Genomic DNA, 17,285 nt, shown 5'->3' on the forward strand with positions numbered 1-17,285 from the left:
GCTGCGAGTATAAAGCAGTTTGATTGACTTGCTAGCCCTCGTTAATCAGCCATCATTACCTCGGTCAGCTGTCGTCAAAGCTGCCGAGGTCAAGTTAAGTCAAGCCCTCGCCATCTTCAATAGTGATTTGTTATTGTGGCTATTTCTCTGCCTATCTTTGATTCTCGAGTAAGATATCCTTGGTGTTTCCTCCAATGTCGTAGCATGATCGACCCGCAACTCCCTTAACGCTTTAGGCGGTTTTCTAATAAGCCTTGGGTGTTGTAAAGAATGCCTAATGGATTGGCTTGACTGGATATCATAAATGAGAGATGAGAGTGCGCGGATGAGATGGTGTAAATGACGGCTCCTTTATATGCGATGCGAGATCATGTCAGGCGTCCTAGTGCCAATAAGTCGAGTAGTCCTGCTCCTCAAAGGCGTAAGCGTGGCTTTCGTCGTTTATTGTCTTGGCTATTCAAGGGATTAGTATGGGCATTAATTTGCTCAATCTTATTGGTTATTCTACTCAGATTCGTTAATCCACCCATGTGGACTTGGCGTATTGAGCGCGCCTTATTTCCACCTGCACCTATGGGGGAAGTCATGCATCAGTGGCGCGATTTAGCGCACATTTCTCCTGAGTTACAATTGGCGGTGATCGCCGCAGAAGATCAACGTTTTTCCGAGCATACGGGATTCGATTTAGCCGCGATAAGCTCGGCGCTGAAATACAATCAGAAAGGCACTAAAGTTCGCGGAGCCAGTACCTTAAGTCAGCAGGCGGCGAAAAACCTGTTTATGTGGTCTAGCCGCAGTTTCTTTCGTAAGGGATTAGAAGCTTGGTTTACCTTAATGATGGAACTGACTTGGGATAAGTCGCGCATCCTTGAAGTGTATTTAAATATCGTCGAATTTGGCCCAGGTATTTACGGCGCCGAAGCGGCATCAAAGCATTATTTTGGAAAGTCTGCGGCAAAACTAACCCAATATGAGGCTTCATTACTCGCAGCCATCTTACCTAATCCTTGGCGTTATAAAGTGTCACCTCCGTCGTCCTATGTGCAGCAGCGTTCCGCGTGGATCCGCAAACAAATGCGCCAGTTAGGTGACGTCACGCTTAAAAAAGTCCACGAAGCGGGATGAAAATGCGATTGTGATTTTGTTGTTAAATTGTAATGATGGCATATTTGATTCGTAGCTTGAAAAGTAGAGTGTTTGAATAGTTCAAGGAATAAATGATGTTTGAGTTTAATTTTGAGCGAGATATGGCTTTATTACGTGAAGAATATACCAGAGACGCAAAAATCAACATTCAACAAGTTTGGCAGAATGATACTGCTGCAATAATTGCCAAAACACTCGCGAGTGAAGTGATGTTTGATAATGCAATGTTTGTTGAAAATAAGCCGATGAGAGTTTCAGATCAACAAATACGCCAATTGCCTGTCTCCACTCAAAAGGATTTACAGCAAAAAATATTACAGAATGCTTCAAATGGTATTGGGTTTTTATATGGTAGTCATCTAGTCGGCGGCCTTGACGGAAAAGCATCGCCTGAGTTACTTACTTCGCTACATCGTTTTATTAACCGCCCTGAAATGTTTAACTTTATCCAAGCGATTACAGGTATTGAAGGTATTTGCTATGCCTCACTACAGGCCAGTCGCTATATACAGGGAAATTTCTTAACGAGACATAATGATGTAGTGGAAAGCGAAGGACGTAAAGTCGCTTTTGTTTTTGGTTTTACACCAGAGTGGCATCCTGATTGGGGAGGTTTACTGCAATTTTTTACACCTCAAGGAGTTCTTACTGACACTTGGGTTCCCACTTTTAATAATTTGGCATTATTTGACGTGCACCATCCACATTCAGTTTCTTATGTTGCGCCTTTTGCGAGGCACTCAAGATTTTCAGTTACCGGATGGTTTCGTACTATAGCGCCTCAATAAGGTTAGTGAAGATTAGATTTTGATACTGTCGTAATTAGCATCAGAGGCGTTTTAATGCTAAATTATCGCCAAATTTTCTGGGCGATTAGCCCTTGTTAGCCTTGGTCGTTACTTCGTCTTCATGACCAAACTAAAAGTAATAAGGTTCTGATTTTGCATTATCTGCGTAAGGGATATGTAAGAGCGGATAAATATTCAAATACCTAGGGATTACTTTAGGTATTGATTTCATAAAATTGAATTGTCATTAAATGGAGTTTCTTAAATGAAAAAGATTGTGATTGCCGCGGCAATTATTGCAGCTGGTGCGGGTGGTTATTGGTATACGCAGAATGGTACTGGCTCGAGTGCCTCTGCAAATCCTTTGCTCGACTATGTGCCTGCTGATACGCCGATATTTTCGGGTCAGCTAAAACCCTTCCCGTTAAAAGCGTATTTACAGTCTATTTCTGGAAATTACCAGCAATATCCAAGTAACCCGCTTGCCGAATTTGGTGAGCTGGATAGCCCTATGGGTAAGTTCTTCGTCAGCATTTATCAGCAGTATATGGATGGCATTAAAGAGCCTGCCTTACTGTTGAAAACCTTTGGTTTTCCAGATGAAGTTAAGCCTTATATCTACACGTTAGGCGCTTTACCTGTATTAAAGATTGACGTTAATCAAGTCGATGCTTTTTGGGCTGTATTAGATAAAGCCGAAAAAGACAGTGGTGTGACCCACGAAATGCGTAAAGTGGGTGATGTTGATTATCGCGCTTATGCATTATCGGATGAGACTTCAAATGAGAAAGCTGAACTGTTATTTGCCCAGAAAGATGGCATTTTAACGATTACTTTCAGCACTTCTATTACCGAGCCTGAGTTATTAGAAATGGCATTCGGTATTAAGAAGGCACCGCACTCATTGGCCGCTTCTGGCATATTAGACGATATTATTAAGACCCATGGTTTTAAAGATGACAGCATCAGCTTTATCAACCATGTGGAAATTGTAAAGGCGTTGACTTCAGCCGATAGCAATATGTTATCCAAGCAATTGACAAAGTTTTTTGCTAATGAAAGCGTTGGTGAAGATCCATTAGCTCAAATTAGAACACCAGAATGTCGCACCGAATTAACCGCTATTGCGGCTAATTGGCCGCGCACGGTTGCGGGTTTAACCGCGTTTTCTGTGACAGAAAAAGAAAGCCATATGGCGGCCTCATTTGTGGTTGAAACTAAGAATCAACCAATTCTTGCGGCAATGCAAAAGATGCGTGGCTTTATTCCTGCACATCTGGCGGATATCGACAGCACTATTTTCTCTATGGGCATAGGCTTAGATGTCAACGAAGTTGCACCTTCATTAACGGCTATTTGGGATGATCTGCAAAAGCCGCAATTGACCTGTGAGCCACTGGCCGAGTTGCAAGCTGAGTTGAGCCAACAGAGCCCAGCTATGCTAGGCATGTTCACTGGTATGGCGAACGGTGTGAAAGGCATGAGCGTTTCATTGCTCGACTTTAAAATGAGCACGCAAGATCAAGAGCCTAAGTTAGAAAGCTTAGATGCGTTAGTCAGCCTCAGCGCCGAAAACCCATCTATGCTGTTCAATATGGTGAAACCTTTCGCGCCTATGTTGGCCGAAGCGCAATTAGCCGATAACGGCGATGCCACTGACTTATCACCCATATTGATGTTGCCTCCTGAGTTAGGTGTTAAGCCTATGCTCGCGATTAAAGGTCAGCATTTAGTGGTGTATAGCGGTGATAAAGGTCTAGCGTTGGCAAACAAATTAGCGGGCGAGAAACTGTCTGCGAATGGCATGTACAGCTTATCTGCTGACTACGGCAAGATGTTCACTCCAATGCTGACGTTGTTAGAAATGAGCGGCGAGCCAATCCCTGAAGAAATGAAAATGCTTAAAGATTACAACATGCGAGTTCAAATGAGCTTTGATGTGAATAAGCAAGGTTTGGTTATAGGTTCAGTTGCCAATTCTAAAGCGACTGAAAAGAAATAATTCTAGAATCCCTTCTTTAGCTAACTGATATCAGTTAACGAATCAATGTTTGAAATGAGCCAGCAGATTGCTGGCTCTTTTTTGGATTCAATTCAGCTTAGCTTGAGCCAACTTAGTGGGTTGTGATGTTTGAATGAGCTGAGTTTTTGGCTTAGTGGAACGCACTAAACTCACTAGTCCTTGCCATTGAATATCACTGTTTTGGGGAAGCCAAATATCGGGCTCAGTCCCAGCACCTGACAAGAGTTTTCCCTGGGCGTCATAGGTTAACGAACTACTGAATCTTATGTCTAACCCACTGTTTGGCAGTTTAAAATGGTACTGTCGAGCAAAGTCGCCCGAGGTTTTTTCACCAATCAAATTCGCCCTAGACCAAGATTTAGTGCGATAGGCAATCCACTCACATTCTTGGCGGCATTTGGGGCTCACGAGCAGCGCTAAGCGATTTCGCCCTTCAGGAGTCACCGTAGGTTTAGTGCGAATATACCAAGGGCTGAATTTATTTTCATCGACTGAGGGTAAGTTGCGGGTGAGGGATTTTAGTCGAGGCACACTGTATTCGAGCGCATCTAAAGGCTTAAAGTTGAGTGGCTGCAGATAGTCATTTCTCAGTTCTGGTGAGCGGCGATAGTGTGCAAATCCCATCACGTTCGGCGCTAAAGTGTTATTTAAATCAGCATCTTGATATCGCGATAATAGGGTCAATAACTTTGGACTAAAACCACTAGCATCACGTAAGTCGATGATCAGTAGGGGATGTGTCATGCCCTTGAGCAGTTCTTGCTGTAGATCTCTATCCAATTCAAAGGCGTACAGATCGCTGATCTTCAGTTTGACCGTAGTATTATTAACCGTCTCTAATTGATATGGAACGTCTTGGAATTCGGAGCGCTCAAATTGAGACAACTGATTAATGAATTCTAAAACACTCATATCTTGTGTCTTATCTTCTTGATTACTTGCCGCTAATTGCGCCTGCGGTTCGTGGCTTGGCAGGGCGAGGGTCACCTGCTGGGTTTGCAGATCATCATTAATCAGCGTAATGAGCACATAGGGCTTGATGCTGAGGCCTAAATCTTCACGCAGCAGGTTCAGTTTTTTCAGCCAAGGTAACTGCATTTCTTGGCTCTGTTTTGCAGGCTCAGGTAGATAGGCTTGGCTGGCCGCCACCCATTTACTCATAGGTAAACCGTCGATATGAGTCACAAAGGGAAAGTCGTTGTTAATAGGACTATTACTGCTATCTAAGGCTAACCACTGGTCGTTGAGTGGCCGTAAGGTTAACGGGAGATCGCCGCTTTGATCATCGAAGTCATGCACTTGAGCACCGGGATCTTTGAGGCTATTGAGTAGCTTAGTGATTTCAGCGGCAAAGCGGTCATTGGGAGTCATATCTTGATACTGCTCGACAATCAGGCTCGCCATATATTTGAGTTGCGGACTGGCTTTGTCGGGCGTTAACGCATAAAACGCCGAGTGTTGCTCGATTTGATCTAATAAGGCATAGAGATCTTGGCGTACCTCTTGCGCATTAAGCATAGGTGCAGTGTTATCTTTTGGCACAGCAAAAAACGCGAGCTTAAGTAAGCTCGCGAAAATAATGACACTGAGTAGCATGACTATGCTGCGGTAGCTAAAACTCATATTCCTCCATGATGTTAAGGCGCTGCTTCAGGGCACAAAAAGGTGTGCGACTATCGGCTTAAATGCCATTAGGATCAATGTAAATCGTCCCGCTGAGCCATAAACTCAGGTCCATCTGAGCAATTTAGCAGCAGGTTTTGTAGATTAGCAGCAAATTATGGCTGATTTTTGTACTCTGTCACTTTTATATTTGCTACAGAATATCGTTGAGCGAAATCCCGATACCAATACGTTGGTTGTGATAGTTGTAATCGATTAGGCTCTCGCCATAACCATTAAAGTATTGAGTATAAAGGCGTAAGTTACCGACGATAGGATAACTCCAGGTCAGTTCTGCTGAGCCTCTGTCGATATCTTCTAGGTTTGTTTTAAGGGTTAAGGTGAATCTATGTTCATCGATACCATAGACACCAATAAACTCAGCTCTTCCTATGTAGTCATCAATATTGGGATTATCGTCACCGCGAGCTTGATGCGGATCGGTTTTTTCATCCTCAGGAATACGCCACCAGACTTTGGTTGAGAAGGCGAGTGGACCGGCATCAAAAATCATAGTGGCATAGAGTCGATTCCAGCTGCGAGAAAGCGGTCCTGATTTACCATTCGATTGATGCACAGCACCAACGCCCCAAAAGGAATTGGTCACACTGCCTATTTTCCAATCGTTATTAAACAGCATAAAGACTTCAGGCTCGTGATTGGTTTCACGAAACGGAGATGAGGTGTCTTTGTTATAAACCTGCCAATAGGATTGATTGGTATAGGCAAAGAATAAATGACCATTATCACCAAAGACATTGTACCAAATAGGGAATTTAAAACTGATTTGAAACTTAGCCTCGAACTCATCCAAAGTGTAGGGATTGATGAGGGCATCTTCAGCGAACGGTGCCATGTTGGGATCTGGGCTATAGGTCGCAGGTAAAATGTAATTCACTTTATGGGGTGTAATCACAAAAGGCAGTTCTGCCGTGGCAAGTTCATCTTTGACTCTTCCTTCTACTAATGATTCTTCGGCATTTATACTCGTACAAGCTAATAGCCCAGCCATTGCAATACCTGAATAAAGTCGTTTCATCGGCCCTCCTTGATGTGCTTATTTGTGTATTTGTCAGTCGTACTCAACAAAGATAGTTATGCCCAGCTTACCATTAGAAAGTGAATTTATGGTTATGTAAAAATTCTGCGTCATTTGGTGACAATTTATCTTGTTAGTGAGGTTTCGCCCTGTTAGGGCTGGTTTGGGTAGAATTTTTGGCAATAACATAGTGCCAGAATCACACACTTAGCTGAGCGGTGTTCGTTTTATATAACAGATGAATCTACATTAAGTTATTTAAATTCAACTGGTTATTAGTGTGCTGGGGCATTTTTGATTTTGAAACTCAATATTTTTCCACTTTAAATCGACGTCAGTGATTTCTTTTATATCTAAAAGATATAAAAACTAATAATTATCTATTTATTATGGAATATAAGACGCGCTATATTTCTACAGACTAAAGTGATCTTGGGGATGCTGATGGAAATTTTATCTTTACCGGGCCAAGCGGCCAAAGGCAAAGTCTGGCTGGTGGGTGCAGGTCCTGGTGACGTTGAGTTATTGACGTTAAAGGCTTGGCGCATCCTTAAAACCGCAGATGCTGTGCTATACGACGCTTTAGTCAGTCAAGATATCCTCGATCTTATTCCCAAAGACGCTGAAAAGATTGCCGTAGGTAAACGTGCGGGTAAGCATAGCGCCGCACAAGACGAGATTAATCAGTTACTCGTTACTAAAGCCTACACCCGTAAAAATGTGGTGCGTCTTAAGGGCGGCGATCCTTTTATTTTCGGTCGCGGTGGTGAAGAGTTGCAAACCTTAGTCGAAGCTGGGGTTGAGTTTGAAGTCGTCCCTGGTATTACCGCCGCCAGCGGCACATCGGCCTATGCGGGAATTCCCCTGACCCACAGAGACCATGCCCAAGGCGTCACTTTTATCACCGGTCATTGTCAGTTAGAGAGCCGCCCTATGGATTGGCAAGGTTATGCTAATCCTAACAATACCTTAGTCGTGTATATGGGGATTCTTAACGCCGGCATTATTCGCCAAGGTTTAGTCGATGCGGGCCGAAGCCCTGACACTCCCGTCGCGATAGTGTCAAAGGCGACCACTAAAGAACAACGTCGTTTTATCGGCCGTTTAGGTGAGCTTGAACAGCTTGCCGCCGATCCCGAATTACAAATGCCAGCCTTGATGATCATAGGTGAAGTGGTTGCACTGAGTGACACTTTGCATTGGTTCAACCCTGAAGCGGTTGAATCGAGTCATGCCAGTGATGAGCAGACTCAATCGGTTAGAGTCTCGCCGCGTCGATAAGCTAAGCCGCAAACAGTTACAGATATTTAGCAATTAAAGATATTGAGCAAATTAAGCTAACCCATGCTGTGGTAACGCAGCGAATTTAAGGTAAACGGAGAATAGTATGGCCGGGCGTGAATTAAGCCACTTACAACAACTGGAAGCCGAGAGCATCCAGATCATTCGTGAAGTTGCAGCCGAATTCGATAATCCTGTGATGTTGTATTCCATCGGGAAAGATTCTTCCGTTATGTTGCACTTAGCGCGTAAAGCCTTTTATCCGGGCAAGATCCCATTCCCGTTGCTGCATGTCGACACGGGTTGGAAATTCAAAGAGATGATCGCGTTTCGTGATGCGCAGGCAAAGAAATTTGGCTTCGAGTTACTGACGCACATCAACCCAGAAGGGTTGGCGCAGGGGATTAACCCTTTCGACCATGGCAGTGCGAAACACACTGACATCATGAAAACCCAAGGTTTAAAGCAAGCACTTAACCAATACGGTTTCGATGCCGCTTTCGGTGGTGCTCGCCGTGATGAAGAAAAATCTCGCGCCAAAGAGCGTGTGTATTCGTTCCGCGACCGTCACCACAGATGGGACCCTAAAAATCAACGTCCAGAACTGTGGCGCACCTATAACGGCGCGGTGAACAAGGGCGAAAGTATTCGCGTTTTCCCGTTATCTAACTGGACTGAGCTGGATATTTGGCAATATATCTACCAAGAAAACATTGAGTTAGTGCCTTTGTACTTTGCGGCTAAACGTCAAGTGGTTGAGCGCGGTGGTCAGTTAATCATGGCCGATGACGATCGGATGAAGTTAGCCGAAGGCGAGCAGTTTAAAGAAGAAGTGGTGCGTTTTAGAACCTTAGGTTGCTACCCACTTACGGCCGCCATGCATTCTGAGGCCGACAGCCTAGAGAAGATTATTGAAGAGATGCTGTTAACCCGTTCAAGCGAGCGTCAGGGCCGATTGATCGACTCAGATCAAAGTGCCTCGATGGAGCAGAAGAAGCGTCAAGGCTACTTCTAATCTCGGCAAGGTTAGCCCTATTTCGCGAAGGTGGCGCAAGTAAAGCGCGACCTTCAGCCAAGCAGATCAAGAGTGAGAATAAGATGGACAAAGCGGTCAATAAAACCAATCTCATGGCGGCAGAAATTACCCTCCATGGTGTGAAAGAATATCTAGCCCTGCAGCAGCACAAAGGCTTACTGCGCTTTTTAACCTGTGGCAGTGTGGATGACGGCAAGAGTACCTTAATCGGCCGCCTGTTACACGACAGCGCCCAGATCTATGAAGATCAATTGGCGAGCCTAAAGAGCGACAGCGCTAAGATGGGCACCACAGGTGAAGCTATCGACTTAGCCTTGCTGGTGGATGGTCTGCAAGCTGAGCGCGAGCAGGGCATCACTATCGATGTGGCTTACCGTTACTTTTCAAGTGATAAGCGTAAGTTCATCATCGCCGATACGCCAGGGCATGAGCAGTACACGCGCAACATGGCAACGGGTGCATCGACCTGTGATTTGGCGGTGATCTTAGTCGATGCCCGCTACGGCGTGCAGACTCAGACTAAACGCCATGCGTTTATCGCGTCATTACTGGGGATTCGTCACTTCGTTGTTGCCGTGAACAAGATGGATTTGCTTGGGTTTGACGAGCAAGTATTCAATCGCATTCGTGCTGACTTTACCGATTTCGTTAAAGATTTCGGTAACCTCGATATCCACTTTGTGCCGTTATCGGCACTTAATGGTGACAACGTGGTTGAGCGCAGTACGCAAAGCGACTGGTATCAAGGTGGTACTCTGCTGGAACTGCTAGAAACCATTGATACTCAACGTGAACTCAGCTCATTGCCAGTGCGTTTCCCTGTGCAATATGTGTCGCGTCCTAACTTAGATTTTCGCGGTTTTGCAGGCACTTTAGCCTCTGGCATTATCAATGTCGGCGACGAGTTAGTCGCTTTGCCATCGGGCAAACGCAGCAAGGTTGAACGCATTGTTACCTTCGATGGTGACATACAAGAAGCGGTTGCTGGCCAAGCTGTGACCATCACGCTGGAAGATGAAATTGATATTTCCCGTGGCGATTTACTGGCAAGACCGGATTCTGCACCTGCCGTCGCTAACGTGATCAGCGCCGACATAGTGTGGATGGATGAAAAGCAATTGCAACTCGGCCAGTTATACGACATCAAAGTGGCCGGTAAGAAGACGCAAGCCTCTGTGACTGGCATCGATTATGTGGTTGATGTTAATACTTTAGCGCGCAGCGCGACGGACACGCTTGGGTTAAACGCGATTGCTCGCGTGACCTTAGAGCTGACCGAAGACATAGTGTTCGATGCGTATTCATTAGTGCGTGATACGGGCGGAATGATCCTAATCGATCGCCTGAGCAATGCGACGGTTGCCGCAGTGATGGTGGTGTCGGGTCAGCATGTTAACAAGCAAACAGCATCACAATTTAGTGCCTTTGAAGTTGAGTTTAATGCCTTAGTGCGTAAACACTACCCACATTGGCAAGCGATAGATATCTCTAAGCTTGGAGCTTAATTTGTGAGTGACTTGTGGCTGTTAGCGATTATTTTGTTAGGTCTAGTGGCTGGCTTAATTAGCGGCCGTATCAATCCAGCGGTATTGTTTTTATTTGCATTTTTGCTGTGTTATTTGCTTGGCATGGTTGCGCTCGATACCGCATTAACAAGCTTTACAAATATTGGCTTAGTCACACTTGTTCTGTTGGTATTGGCCGCGACGGCGTTAGAAAAAACCTCCCTGCTGGGGAAGTTGAGTCAAGTCATAGGCAATAGTTCTTTGCCTATGACAATGGCAAAGCTTGGGCTATCGACCGCCTTGCTGTCGTCCTTTACCAATAACACTGCGGTGGTGGCGTCGCTTATCGGGGTTGTGCGTCGCAATCAAGCACACGCACCCGCTAAGTTATTATTGCCGTTAAATTATGCGGCAATTTTAGGTGGCACACTGACCCTGATTGGTACCTCGACCAACTTGATTGTGAACTCCTTTGTGGAAAACGCCGGCTTACCCGCCTTAGGTTTCTTCGAGTTCACGCCGGTCGCGGTTGTGATCGTCGTCGCTGGTATGTTGTTATTGATCTTACTAGCGAACATTCTGCCCGACAGACGGGAAGAGTCGGGTGAAGAGGCGCTGCCTTACTTGCTCGAAGCCCATGTGGCAAAAGGCTCGTCCTTAGTGGGTCGCAGTGTGGTGGATAACAAACTCAGGGCGCTTAAAAAGTTATATCTGGTTGAATTAGAACGCAGTGGCATTTGTATTTGCCCTGTGCCGCCCCAGTTAGTACTGCAAGCGGACGACGTGCTGCGCTTCAGTGGCGCGGTGGAATCGGTTGAGTTATTACATCAATTCGATGGTTTAGATTGGTTTGGTAAGCATCAAGCTAAGGGACAAAATTTAGTTGAAGCTGTGCTCGCGCCATCATCCCGTTTAGTCGGCAGTTCGTTGAAAGAGTCGCGTTTTCGTGAGCAGTTCGATGCGGCCGTGATGGCCATTCGCCGCGGCAATCATCCGCTGAAAGGCGGGCTTGGCGACATTATTCTGCAACCCGGCGATGTGTTGTTATTGACGCCCGGCGATGGTTTCAGCAATAGCGCAAAATTGAGTTCAGAGTTTGCGGCGATCAGCGGCTTAGATTTGAATGTGCGCTTAGACAGTCGCCGTGGTCGTTGGGTATTGTTCGGCTTTGCGGTCACGATCGTTTTGAGTGTCACCGGTGTATTGCCATTGGCTAAAGGTTTAGTGCTCCTGCTGCTGAGTTATTTTGTTATTGACGCTGTCACTTTGGCTGAGCTTAAACGCCGTTTTCCATTGGAATTAGTGGTGATAGTGGGGAGTGCGTTAGGGCTCGCTAACTTGATGATGAGCACTGGCCTTGCGGACAGTTTAGCCCAAGGATTGCTCTCGGTTATCAATGGTTATGGGGTGTTTGGCGCTTTTGTCGGTGTGTATTTTATGACCTTGTTGTTGACTGAATTAGTTACCAATAATGCTGCCGCAGCGCTAGCTTTCCCCATCGCCTACGCGATTGCGCTTAATTACGGTGTCGATGCAAGACCCTTTATTATGGCCGTGGTCTTTGGTGCCAGCGCGAGCTTTATTTCACCCTACGGCTATCAAACCAATTTGATGGTATTTAACGCGGGTAATTATCGCTTCAGTGACTTCGTCCGCCTAGGATTGCCGTTATCTGTGCTGTATTCCCTGATAGTGATATTTATGGTGCCGATCATCTTTCCATTTTAGTGATTAGCTTGAGTTTATTGCCCTTGTGTTAGCCGTTTAACAGCATGGGAATTGAGGAGTTTTTATGACAAATATCGTGTGGCATCAACATCCTGTAGATCAAGCCGCCAGAGCCGAACAGAAAGGCCAAAATCCAGTATTACTCTGGTTTACCGGACTGTCTGGCGCGGGCAAGTCGACACTGGCGGGTGCATTAGAGCGGGCGTTATTTGAGGCGGGATTCCACACTTATTTGCTTGATGGTGATAATGTGCGCCATGGCCTGTGTAAAGACTTAGGGTTTACGGTTGAAGACCGTGACGAGAACCTGCGCCGTGTCGGCGAAGTGGCCAAATTAATGGTGGATGCTGGGCTTGTGGTGTTATCGGCCTTTATTTCCCCGACTCGTGAGGAGCGCGATAGCATTCGTGCCCGTTTCCCTGCCAGTCAGTTCATTGAAGTGCACGTGTCGACGCCATTAAGTGTGTGCGAGCAGCGTGATCCTAAGGGGTTATATGTGAAAGCACGCAGTGGTGAAATCAGTAATTTCACTGGTATTTCATCACCCTATGAAGCGCCATTAGCGGCAGAATTGACCATAGATACCAGCAAAGGCGATTTAGCGACTCAAGTCCGCGCCTTAATCGATTATCTAACGGCAATCAATGTTATCAATGCCGATAAGGCTAAAGCGCTCGCCTAGTGTTATGACTAGTTATACCTAGCCATATCAAGCCAAGTTATGCCTTAGCAAGTGATTGAATGGTCATAAAAAACAGGAGCCTTGGGCTCCTGTTTTGTTTTGGGCGCAATGCGTCCGCTATGTTCAATGCTGATATTCAAGCAACATGGTTTAAGCGCCGTGTTCAAACACCATAGTTCAAGCATCATGTTTAGACATCAAGTTTTAGCATCATATTCGGCCAGCATATTGGCTATCTGTTGCCGTTGCGTATAACCGGTTAATTCAGGTTCAGCTCTGCGGCTTCTGGGGCTGTTACTGGGATTGTTAGACTAAAAACGCTGCCTTTACCTAACGTACTGCTGACCGTAATTTTCCCGCCAAGAAGTTGGCTGACAAGTTGATAGGTTAAGTGTAAACCCAGCCCAGTTCCGCCATTTCCCCTACGAGTGGTAAAGAAGGGATCGAAGATTTGTTTCATTGTTTCCTCGCTCATTCCTATGCCATTGTCTGAGACTGTGATTTCGACTATTTGCTCTTCTATCATCTTTGCCGAGATTTTGATTTGACCATTAACTCGCCCTTCAAAAGCGTGAGTTATCGCATTGGTGACGAGGTTTTCAAGGGATTGTCCGAGTGCGCCAGGGTAGCTGTTCAGTTCGATATTGGCATCAACGTCGATTTCGAGCTCATGGGATTGCTTCTTCATCCGCAGCCATGAGGTATGTAGCATGTCCTGAACGAGGCTCGTGAGCTTAAAACTACGGCGCTCTTCCCTTGTTCTATCGACGGCTAAGCGTTTGAAACTACTGACTAAGGTTGCGGCTCTGCTTAAGTTGGCTTGCACTATCTCCGCGCCTTCATGGAAGTGAATAAAGTAAGTATCAACATCAGATCGCTTAAGACCCGTTTCGAAGGCGGTTTGCAACTTAGTGCATTCATTTTTCATGCTCGATAACGTGACCTGTGCTGCGCCGACTGGGGTATTGAGTTCATGGGCGACGCCAGCCACCATCATGCCTAAGGACGAGAGTTTTCCCGTCTCGATGAGTTGTTGCTGAGTGTCGTGTAAGTGCTGTAACGATTCGGCTAACGCGGTATTGGATTGGGTGAGTTTTTGCTGTTGCTCGGTTAACTCTTGATTTAACTTATCCCGTTCTCGCATGGACTTTGCAGCGCGCCAACAGATCCCACCGCCGAGTAACAGTAATAAAATCCCTAGACTGAGCGCTTCCAGCAGGCTGCGTTGATTAATCTTTGAGAGTTGATCATTGGGAACCCGTATCACGAGCTTCCAATCTTGGTCAGAAGTGTTGGTCGCATCTTGTACATTTTCATAATCCCAGAGCCCTTCGGGGGTAATAAAGGCGCCTTCGCTATCTTGGGTAATCTGTTGCCAAGCATCGGGATTGAGCTTAGCTAGGGTTAATTCCGGGCGATTAAACATAAATGCCCAGGTGAGTTCGGGATTGGATGAGAGTAGCCAGTAACCCTCTTTATTCAGCAGTGAAAGCTCGACATTGCTGTTAGCTGTAATTTTGGCAATGGCGTCTAACATTGATTGGGCTAGAAAATTGAGGGCAATAAAGCCTTGGCGCTCGCCCGAAGGTAAAAACACGGGAGTGGTGACTCTTAATACGGGCTTGATTGGATTTTCTATTTCTCCCTTTTCGACATTCAAATCTAAGGGCGAAAAGTAAAAACTATTAGGGGCTAAGCTTAAACTCTGGATGGCGTAATATCGCTTAGCCTTCAATTGTAATAATGGTTTAGCAACTATGTGTGGGAGATTCTGGACAAGATTGACTCTGACTTTTTCTAAGGCGTTATTATCGAGCCAACGTACTTGATCGTAGTTTTGTGATGCGGCACTAAAGCTCTCGAAGAAATGTTCGACCTGAGTGAGATCTTGCTCATTTCCCGCCGCCGCATCGAGGAGTGTTTGATATTTAGCAAGAAATAGGGCGTCGCGCTTAATATTACCAATATGGTAGGCAATGGTTTTAGCGGCATCACCTAAAAGGGTATTCGCCTCTTGGTATAAGGGCACCATGGCATCTTCATGGCGCTTTTGATAAAGCAAAGTGGTGAGTATGGGCACCAACAATAACCACGGCAGCATGAATCTGAGCCAGTAGCCCCAGAAGGTAGGCTGAGTCAATTGCGATGGCGCTGTCATAGTGGTGTTTTTTGGTAGTTTTTAAGCCAAGTTAATAACTCCGGTAGTGGCATGGGCTTAGCATAAAAGTAGCCTTGGGCATCGTGGCAGCCGCGGTCGCTTAGCCATTTCGCTTGCTCTTTAGTCTCAACGCCTTCGGCAATCACATTCATGTGGAAGCGTTGTCCTAACAAGATAATGCTATCGACTATCGCCGCGGCGCCATCATCAGAGGTGACATTGTCGATAAAGGATTTATCAATCTTAATGCGGTCGAAGGTCAGTTTGCTGAGATAGGCTAATGAGGAAAATCCGGTACCAAAATCGTCAATCGCGACTCTAATATCTATCGAGCGTAAGTCATTTAACTGCTTGCGGATGGTTTCGAAATTTTGCATCGCAATCGATTCAGTGACTTCGACTTCTATCTGACCTGGAGGCATGTTAGCGTCGGCAATGTGCTGCTTTAAAATATCAACGATGTTTTCCTGCTCGAACTGCATAGCCGATAAGTTCACTCCCATACACAAATTGGTATAACCCGCCTCATTGAGTGCGCAGAGTGCTTGGCAAGATTGCACGAATAGTTGCTCACCGAGTTGGGTGATCAAACCTGTCGCTTCGGCAATGGGGATAAAATCCAACGGCGGCACATTTTGACCATTTGGCAAGGTCCAGCGAGCCAGCGCTTCAACCCCGACGACTTCACCTGTTTTAATAAAGACTTGCGGCTGCAGTGCAATATGGATGTCATTACAGGTAATACTGTGTTGCAGCGATTGTAAGAGTTCAAAGTGATAGGCCACATTATCGTCATTGGCTTGTTGGTAAGTCACATGTTGTCTAATACCTAACTTTTTGGCAGTTTTCAGGGCCATGTTGACTTGTGTTATGGCATCAACCGCAGTGCCATCGGCTAATTCTAGCGGCAGTGTGACTGTGCTGATATTGACCGTGATCTTCGATTTTCCCTGTTGATAGGGTTGAATAAACAGTCGGCTAATAATGTCGGCGGTGACTAAGGTTTTAGGGCCGAGCACGGCAAATTTATCATCCTTGAGGCGAGCGACTAACACACAAGCATCAAAGTGTTCACGCAAACAAGAGGCAACGTGTTTGAGCATCTCGTTGCCTTGTGGCGAACCAAATACACGATTAAAGTCGGAAAACTTATCAATATCAATGATCAATAAATTAAATTTTTCACGAATGTCTTCCGCCAGCACGCCTTCTAAGGTGCGGAGCAACACGTTGAGATTAGGGATTTTGACGAGCGGATCTTCAAAAGCAATCTTATCTAGTTGGCTCATGAGCGACACGCTATGCAGGCCGCCACAAATATTCATGCTAAACACACGGATCATTTCAGTTTCCGTGATATCCAGTGGTCTGCCTGTGGCTAAATAAACGGAGTAATCGGCGCCTGCGAGTTCGTCGGGGAAGAAGAGGCAAGTAAAGTCATTTTCGATACGGGATTCCCTGCGGCTCAGGCAAAGTTCAAGTTGTGCCCGTATGTGTTGCTGCTCAAGCTGCTGTAAAGCATAGCCAAAATAAGGTTCAAACTCGCCCGATGCGGCAATGATTTGGTGGGAAATACTCTGTTCAGTTAATTCCCCCATTGATTTCACGCACACAATGCCACCATGGGGCAGGTTTAATAGCTGGGATAATTGTCGCAGCATCTTGCCTGAGAGTTCTTTGATATTGCGTGAGGTGTAGAGCGCGCCGCTGGACTCGGCAATCAGTTGCAAACCACGCTTAGCATTGGCAATACTGCTAATTTGTTGATATGAGCGCAGGTTAGTCGTCAGGATAGTTTGCAGTCTATCGGCCGATAACTCGGATTTAGTCCAATAGTCGTTGATATCGTAATCTCGCATTACATCGAAAATAGGGGCCATACCGGGCTGACCTGTAAGCAGTATAATGCGGATTTTTTCGTTACCGAGCACTTCCCGAATAGCACGGACTAACCGTAGCCCTGCATCTTCGGTTTCCATCACCACATCGACTAAGGCGATCGCAAAATCATTTTCCTTCGTTAACACTTGGCAGGCCTCTGCATAGCTAAAGGCTTGGGCCAGCTCAATTTTACAATCTAATACTTTGAGGGTAGATAATGCGAAGGCGGTCGAACGTTGGAAGTTTGAGTCATCGTCGACCGTGAGTATTTTGACTGTTTTTTGATTTTCGAGGTGTTGTGGTGACGGTTGTTCGTCTAAAAAAAAGACATCTTGTTCTTGACTAATCATTATCTC

The 17,285-nt window shown here is 45.8% G+C and carries 12 protein-coding genes; 8 read left to right on the forward strand and 4 right to left on the reverse strand.

All coding sequences use genetic code 11. From position 1 onward, the window contains the following. Window positions 1-339: 339 nt before the first annotated feature. The 3 genes from mtgA to OX890_RS06435 all read left to right on the forward strand — a co-directional run bounded on the left by mtgA (window position 340) and on the right by OX890_RS06435 (window position 3,936). A complete protein-coding gene (gene mtgA / locus OX890_RS06425; RefSeq protein WP_259483531.1) occupies window positions 340-1,125 on the forward strand; it encodes a monofunctional biosynthetic peptidoglycan transglycosylase in 786 nt (261 codons plus the stop codon). 95 nt (window positions 1,126-1,220) lie between these two features. Continuing rightward, on the forward strand, window positions 1,221-1,934 hold the full coding sequence (locus OX890_RS06430; RefSeq protein WP_006082889.1) for a 2OG-Fe(II) oxygenase family protein: 714 nt from the start codon (window positions 1,221-1,223) through the stop codon (window positions 1,932-1,934). A gap of 265 nt (window positions 1,935-2,199) precedes the next feature. Beyond that, window positions 2,200-3,936: a hypothetical protein gene (locus tag OX890_RS06435; protein WP_268650280.1), complete on the forward strand. Its 1,737-nt coding sequence runs from the start codon at window positions 2,200-2,202 to the stop codon at window positions 3,934-3,936. Between the two features lie 87 nt (window positions 3,937-4,023). Here OX890_RS06435 and OX890_RS06440 read toward each other — a convergent pair whose 3' ends face one another. Then, window positions 4,024-5,580, reverse strand: a complete 1,557-nt coding sequence (locus OX890_RS06440; protein WP_268650281.1) for a S41 family peptidase — start codon at window positions 5,578-5,580, stop codon at window positions 4,024-4,026. Between the two features lie 193 nt (window positions 5,581-5,773). Next, the gene (locus OX890_RS06445; protein ID WP_006082886.1) at window positions 5,774-6,658 is read right to left on the reverse strand and encodes a phospholipase A; all 885 of its coding nucleotides are present in this window, start codon (window positions 6,656-6,658) and stop codon (window positions 5,774-5,776) included. 444 nt (window positions 6,659-7,102) lie between these two features. Between OX890_RS06445 and cobA the strand changes: the two genes are divergently transcribed. From cobA to cysC, 5 genes are all read left to right on the forward strand, one after another. Beyond that, window positions 7,103-7,939 (forward strand): uroporphyrinogen-III C-methyltransferase, encoded by an 837-nt coding sequence (gene cobA / locus OX890_RS06450; protein WP_259562545.1) that lies wholly within the window; start codon window positions 7,103-7,105, stop codon window positions 7,937-7,939. 106 nt (window positions 7,940-8,045) lie between these two features. Further along, the gene (gene cysD / locus OX890_RS06455; RefSeq protein ID WP_259560190.1) at window positions 8,046-8,954 is read left to right on the forward strand and encodes a sulfate adenylyltransferase subunit CysD; all 909 of its coding nucleotides are present in this window, start codon (window positions 8,046-8,048) and stop codon (window positions 8,952-8,954) included. 83 nt (window positions 8,955-9,037) lie between these two features. Next, window positions 9,038-10,480: a sulfate adenylyltransferase subunit CysN gene (cysN, locus tag OX890_RS06460; RefSeq protein ID WP_268650282.1), complete on the forward strand. Its 1,443-nt coding sequence runs from the start codon at window positions 9,038-9,040 to the stop codon at window positions 10,478-10,480. A 3-nt stretch (window positions 10,481-10,483) separates the two neighbouring features. Beyond that, entirely contained in the window at window positions 10,484-12,208 is a 1,725-nt protein-coding gene (locus tag OX890_RS06465; RefSeq protein WP_268650283.1) for an SLC13 family permease, read from the forward strand. Between the two features lie 64 nt (window positions 12,209-12,272). Beyond that, a complete protein-coding gene (gene cysC / locus OX890_RS06470) occupies window positions 12,273-12,890 on the forward strand; it encodes an adenylyl-sulfate kinase (RefSeq protein WP_006082881.1) in 618 nt (205 codons plus the stop codon). A gap of 259 nt (window positions 12,891-13,149) precedes the next feature. Here the strand turns inward: cysC and OX890_RS06475 are convergent, their stop codons facing one another. Next, window positions 13,150-15,048 (reverse strand): sensor histidine kinase, encoded by a 1,899-nt coding sequence (locus tag OX890_RS06475; protein ID WP_268650284.1) that lies wholly within the window; start codon window positions 15,046-15,048, stop codon window positions 13,150-13,152. After that, window positions 15,045-17,279 (reverse strand): EAL domain-containing protein, encoded by a 2,235-nt coding sequence (locus tag OX890_RS06480; RefSeq protein WP_268650285.1) that lies wholly within the window; start codon window positions 17,277-17,279, stop codon window positions 15,045-15,047. Before OX890_RS06480 ends, OX890_RS06475 begins: the two co-directional genes overlap by 4 nt. Window positions 17,280-17,285: the final 6 nt, after the last annotated feature.

The organism is Shewanella sp. DAU305 (assembly GCF_026802235.1).
GTDB classification, from domain to species: Bacteria; Pseudomonadota; Gammaproteobacteria; order Enterobacterales; family Shewanellaceae; genus Shewanella; species Shewanella baltica.

Coding starts and splice junctions, on each gene's coding strand:
- mtgA (WP_259483531.1), top strand. CDS start 340: ATGACGGCTCCTTTATATGCGATGCGAGATCATGTCAGGCGTCCTAGT.
- OX890_RS06430 (WP_006082889.1), top strand. CDS start 1,221: ATGTTTGAGTTTAATTTTGAGCGAGATATGGCTTTATTACGTGAAGAA.
- OX890_RS06435 (WP_268650280.1), top strand. CDS start 2,200: ATGAAAAAGATTGTGATTGCCGCGGCAATTATTGCAGCTGGTGCGGGT.
- OX890_RS06440 (WP_268650281.1), bottom strand. CDS start 5,580: ATGAGTTTTAGCTACCGCAGCATAGTCATGCTACTCAGTGTCATTATT.
- OX890_RS06445 (WP_006082886.1), bottom strand. CDS start 6,658: ATGAAACGACTTTATTCAGGTATTGCAATGGCTGGGCTATTAGCTTGT.
- cobA (WP_259562545.1), top strand. CDS start 7,103: ATGGAAATTTTATCTTTACCGGGCCAAGCGGCCAAAGGCAAAGTCTGG.
- cysD (WP_259560190.1), top strand. CDS start 8,046: ATGGCCGGGCGTGAATTAAGCCACTTACAACAACTGGAAGCCGAGAGC.
- cysN (WP_268650282.1), top strand. CDS start 9,038: ATGGACAAAGCGGTCAATAAAACCAATCTCATGGCGGCAGAAATTACC.
- cysC (WP_006082881.1), top strand. CDS start 12,273: ATGACAAATATCGTGTGGCATCAACATCCTGTAGATCAAGCCGCCAGA.
- OX890_RS06475 (WP_268650284.1), bottom strand. CDS start 15,048: ATGACAGCGCCATCGCAATTGACTCAGCCTACCTTCTGGGGCTACTGG.
- OX890_RS06480 (WP_268650285.1), bottom strand. CDS start 17,279: ATGATTAGTCAAGAACAAGATGTCTTTTTTTTAGACGAACAACCGTCA.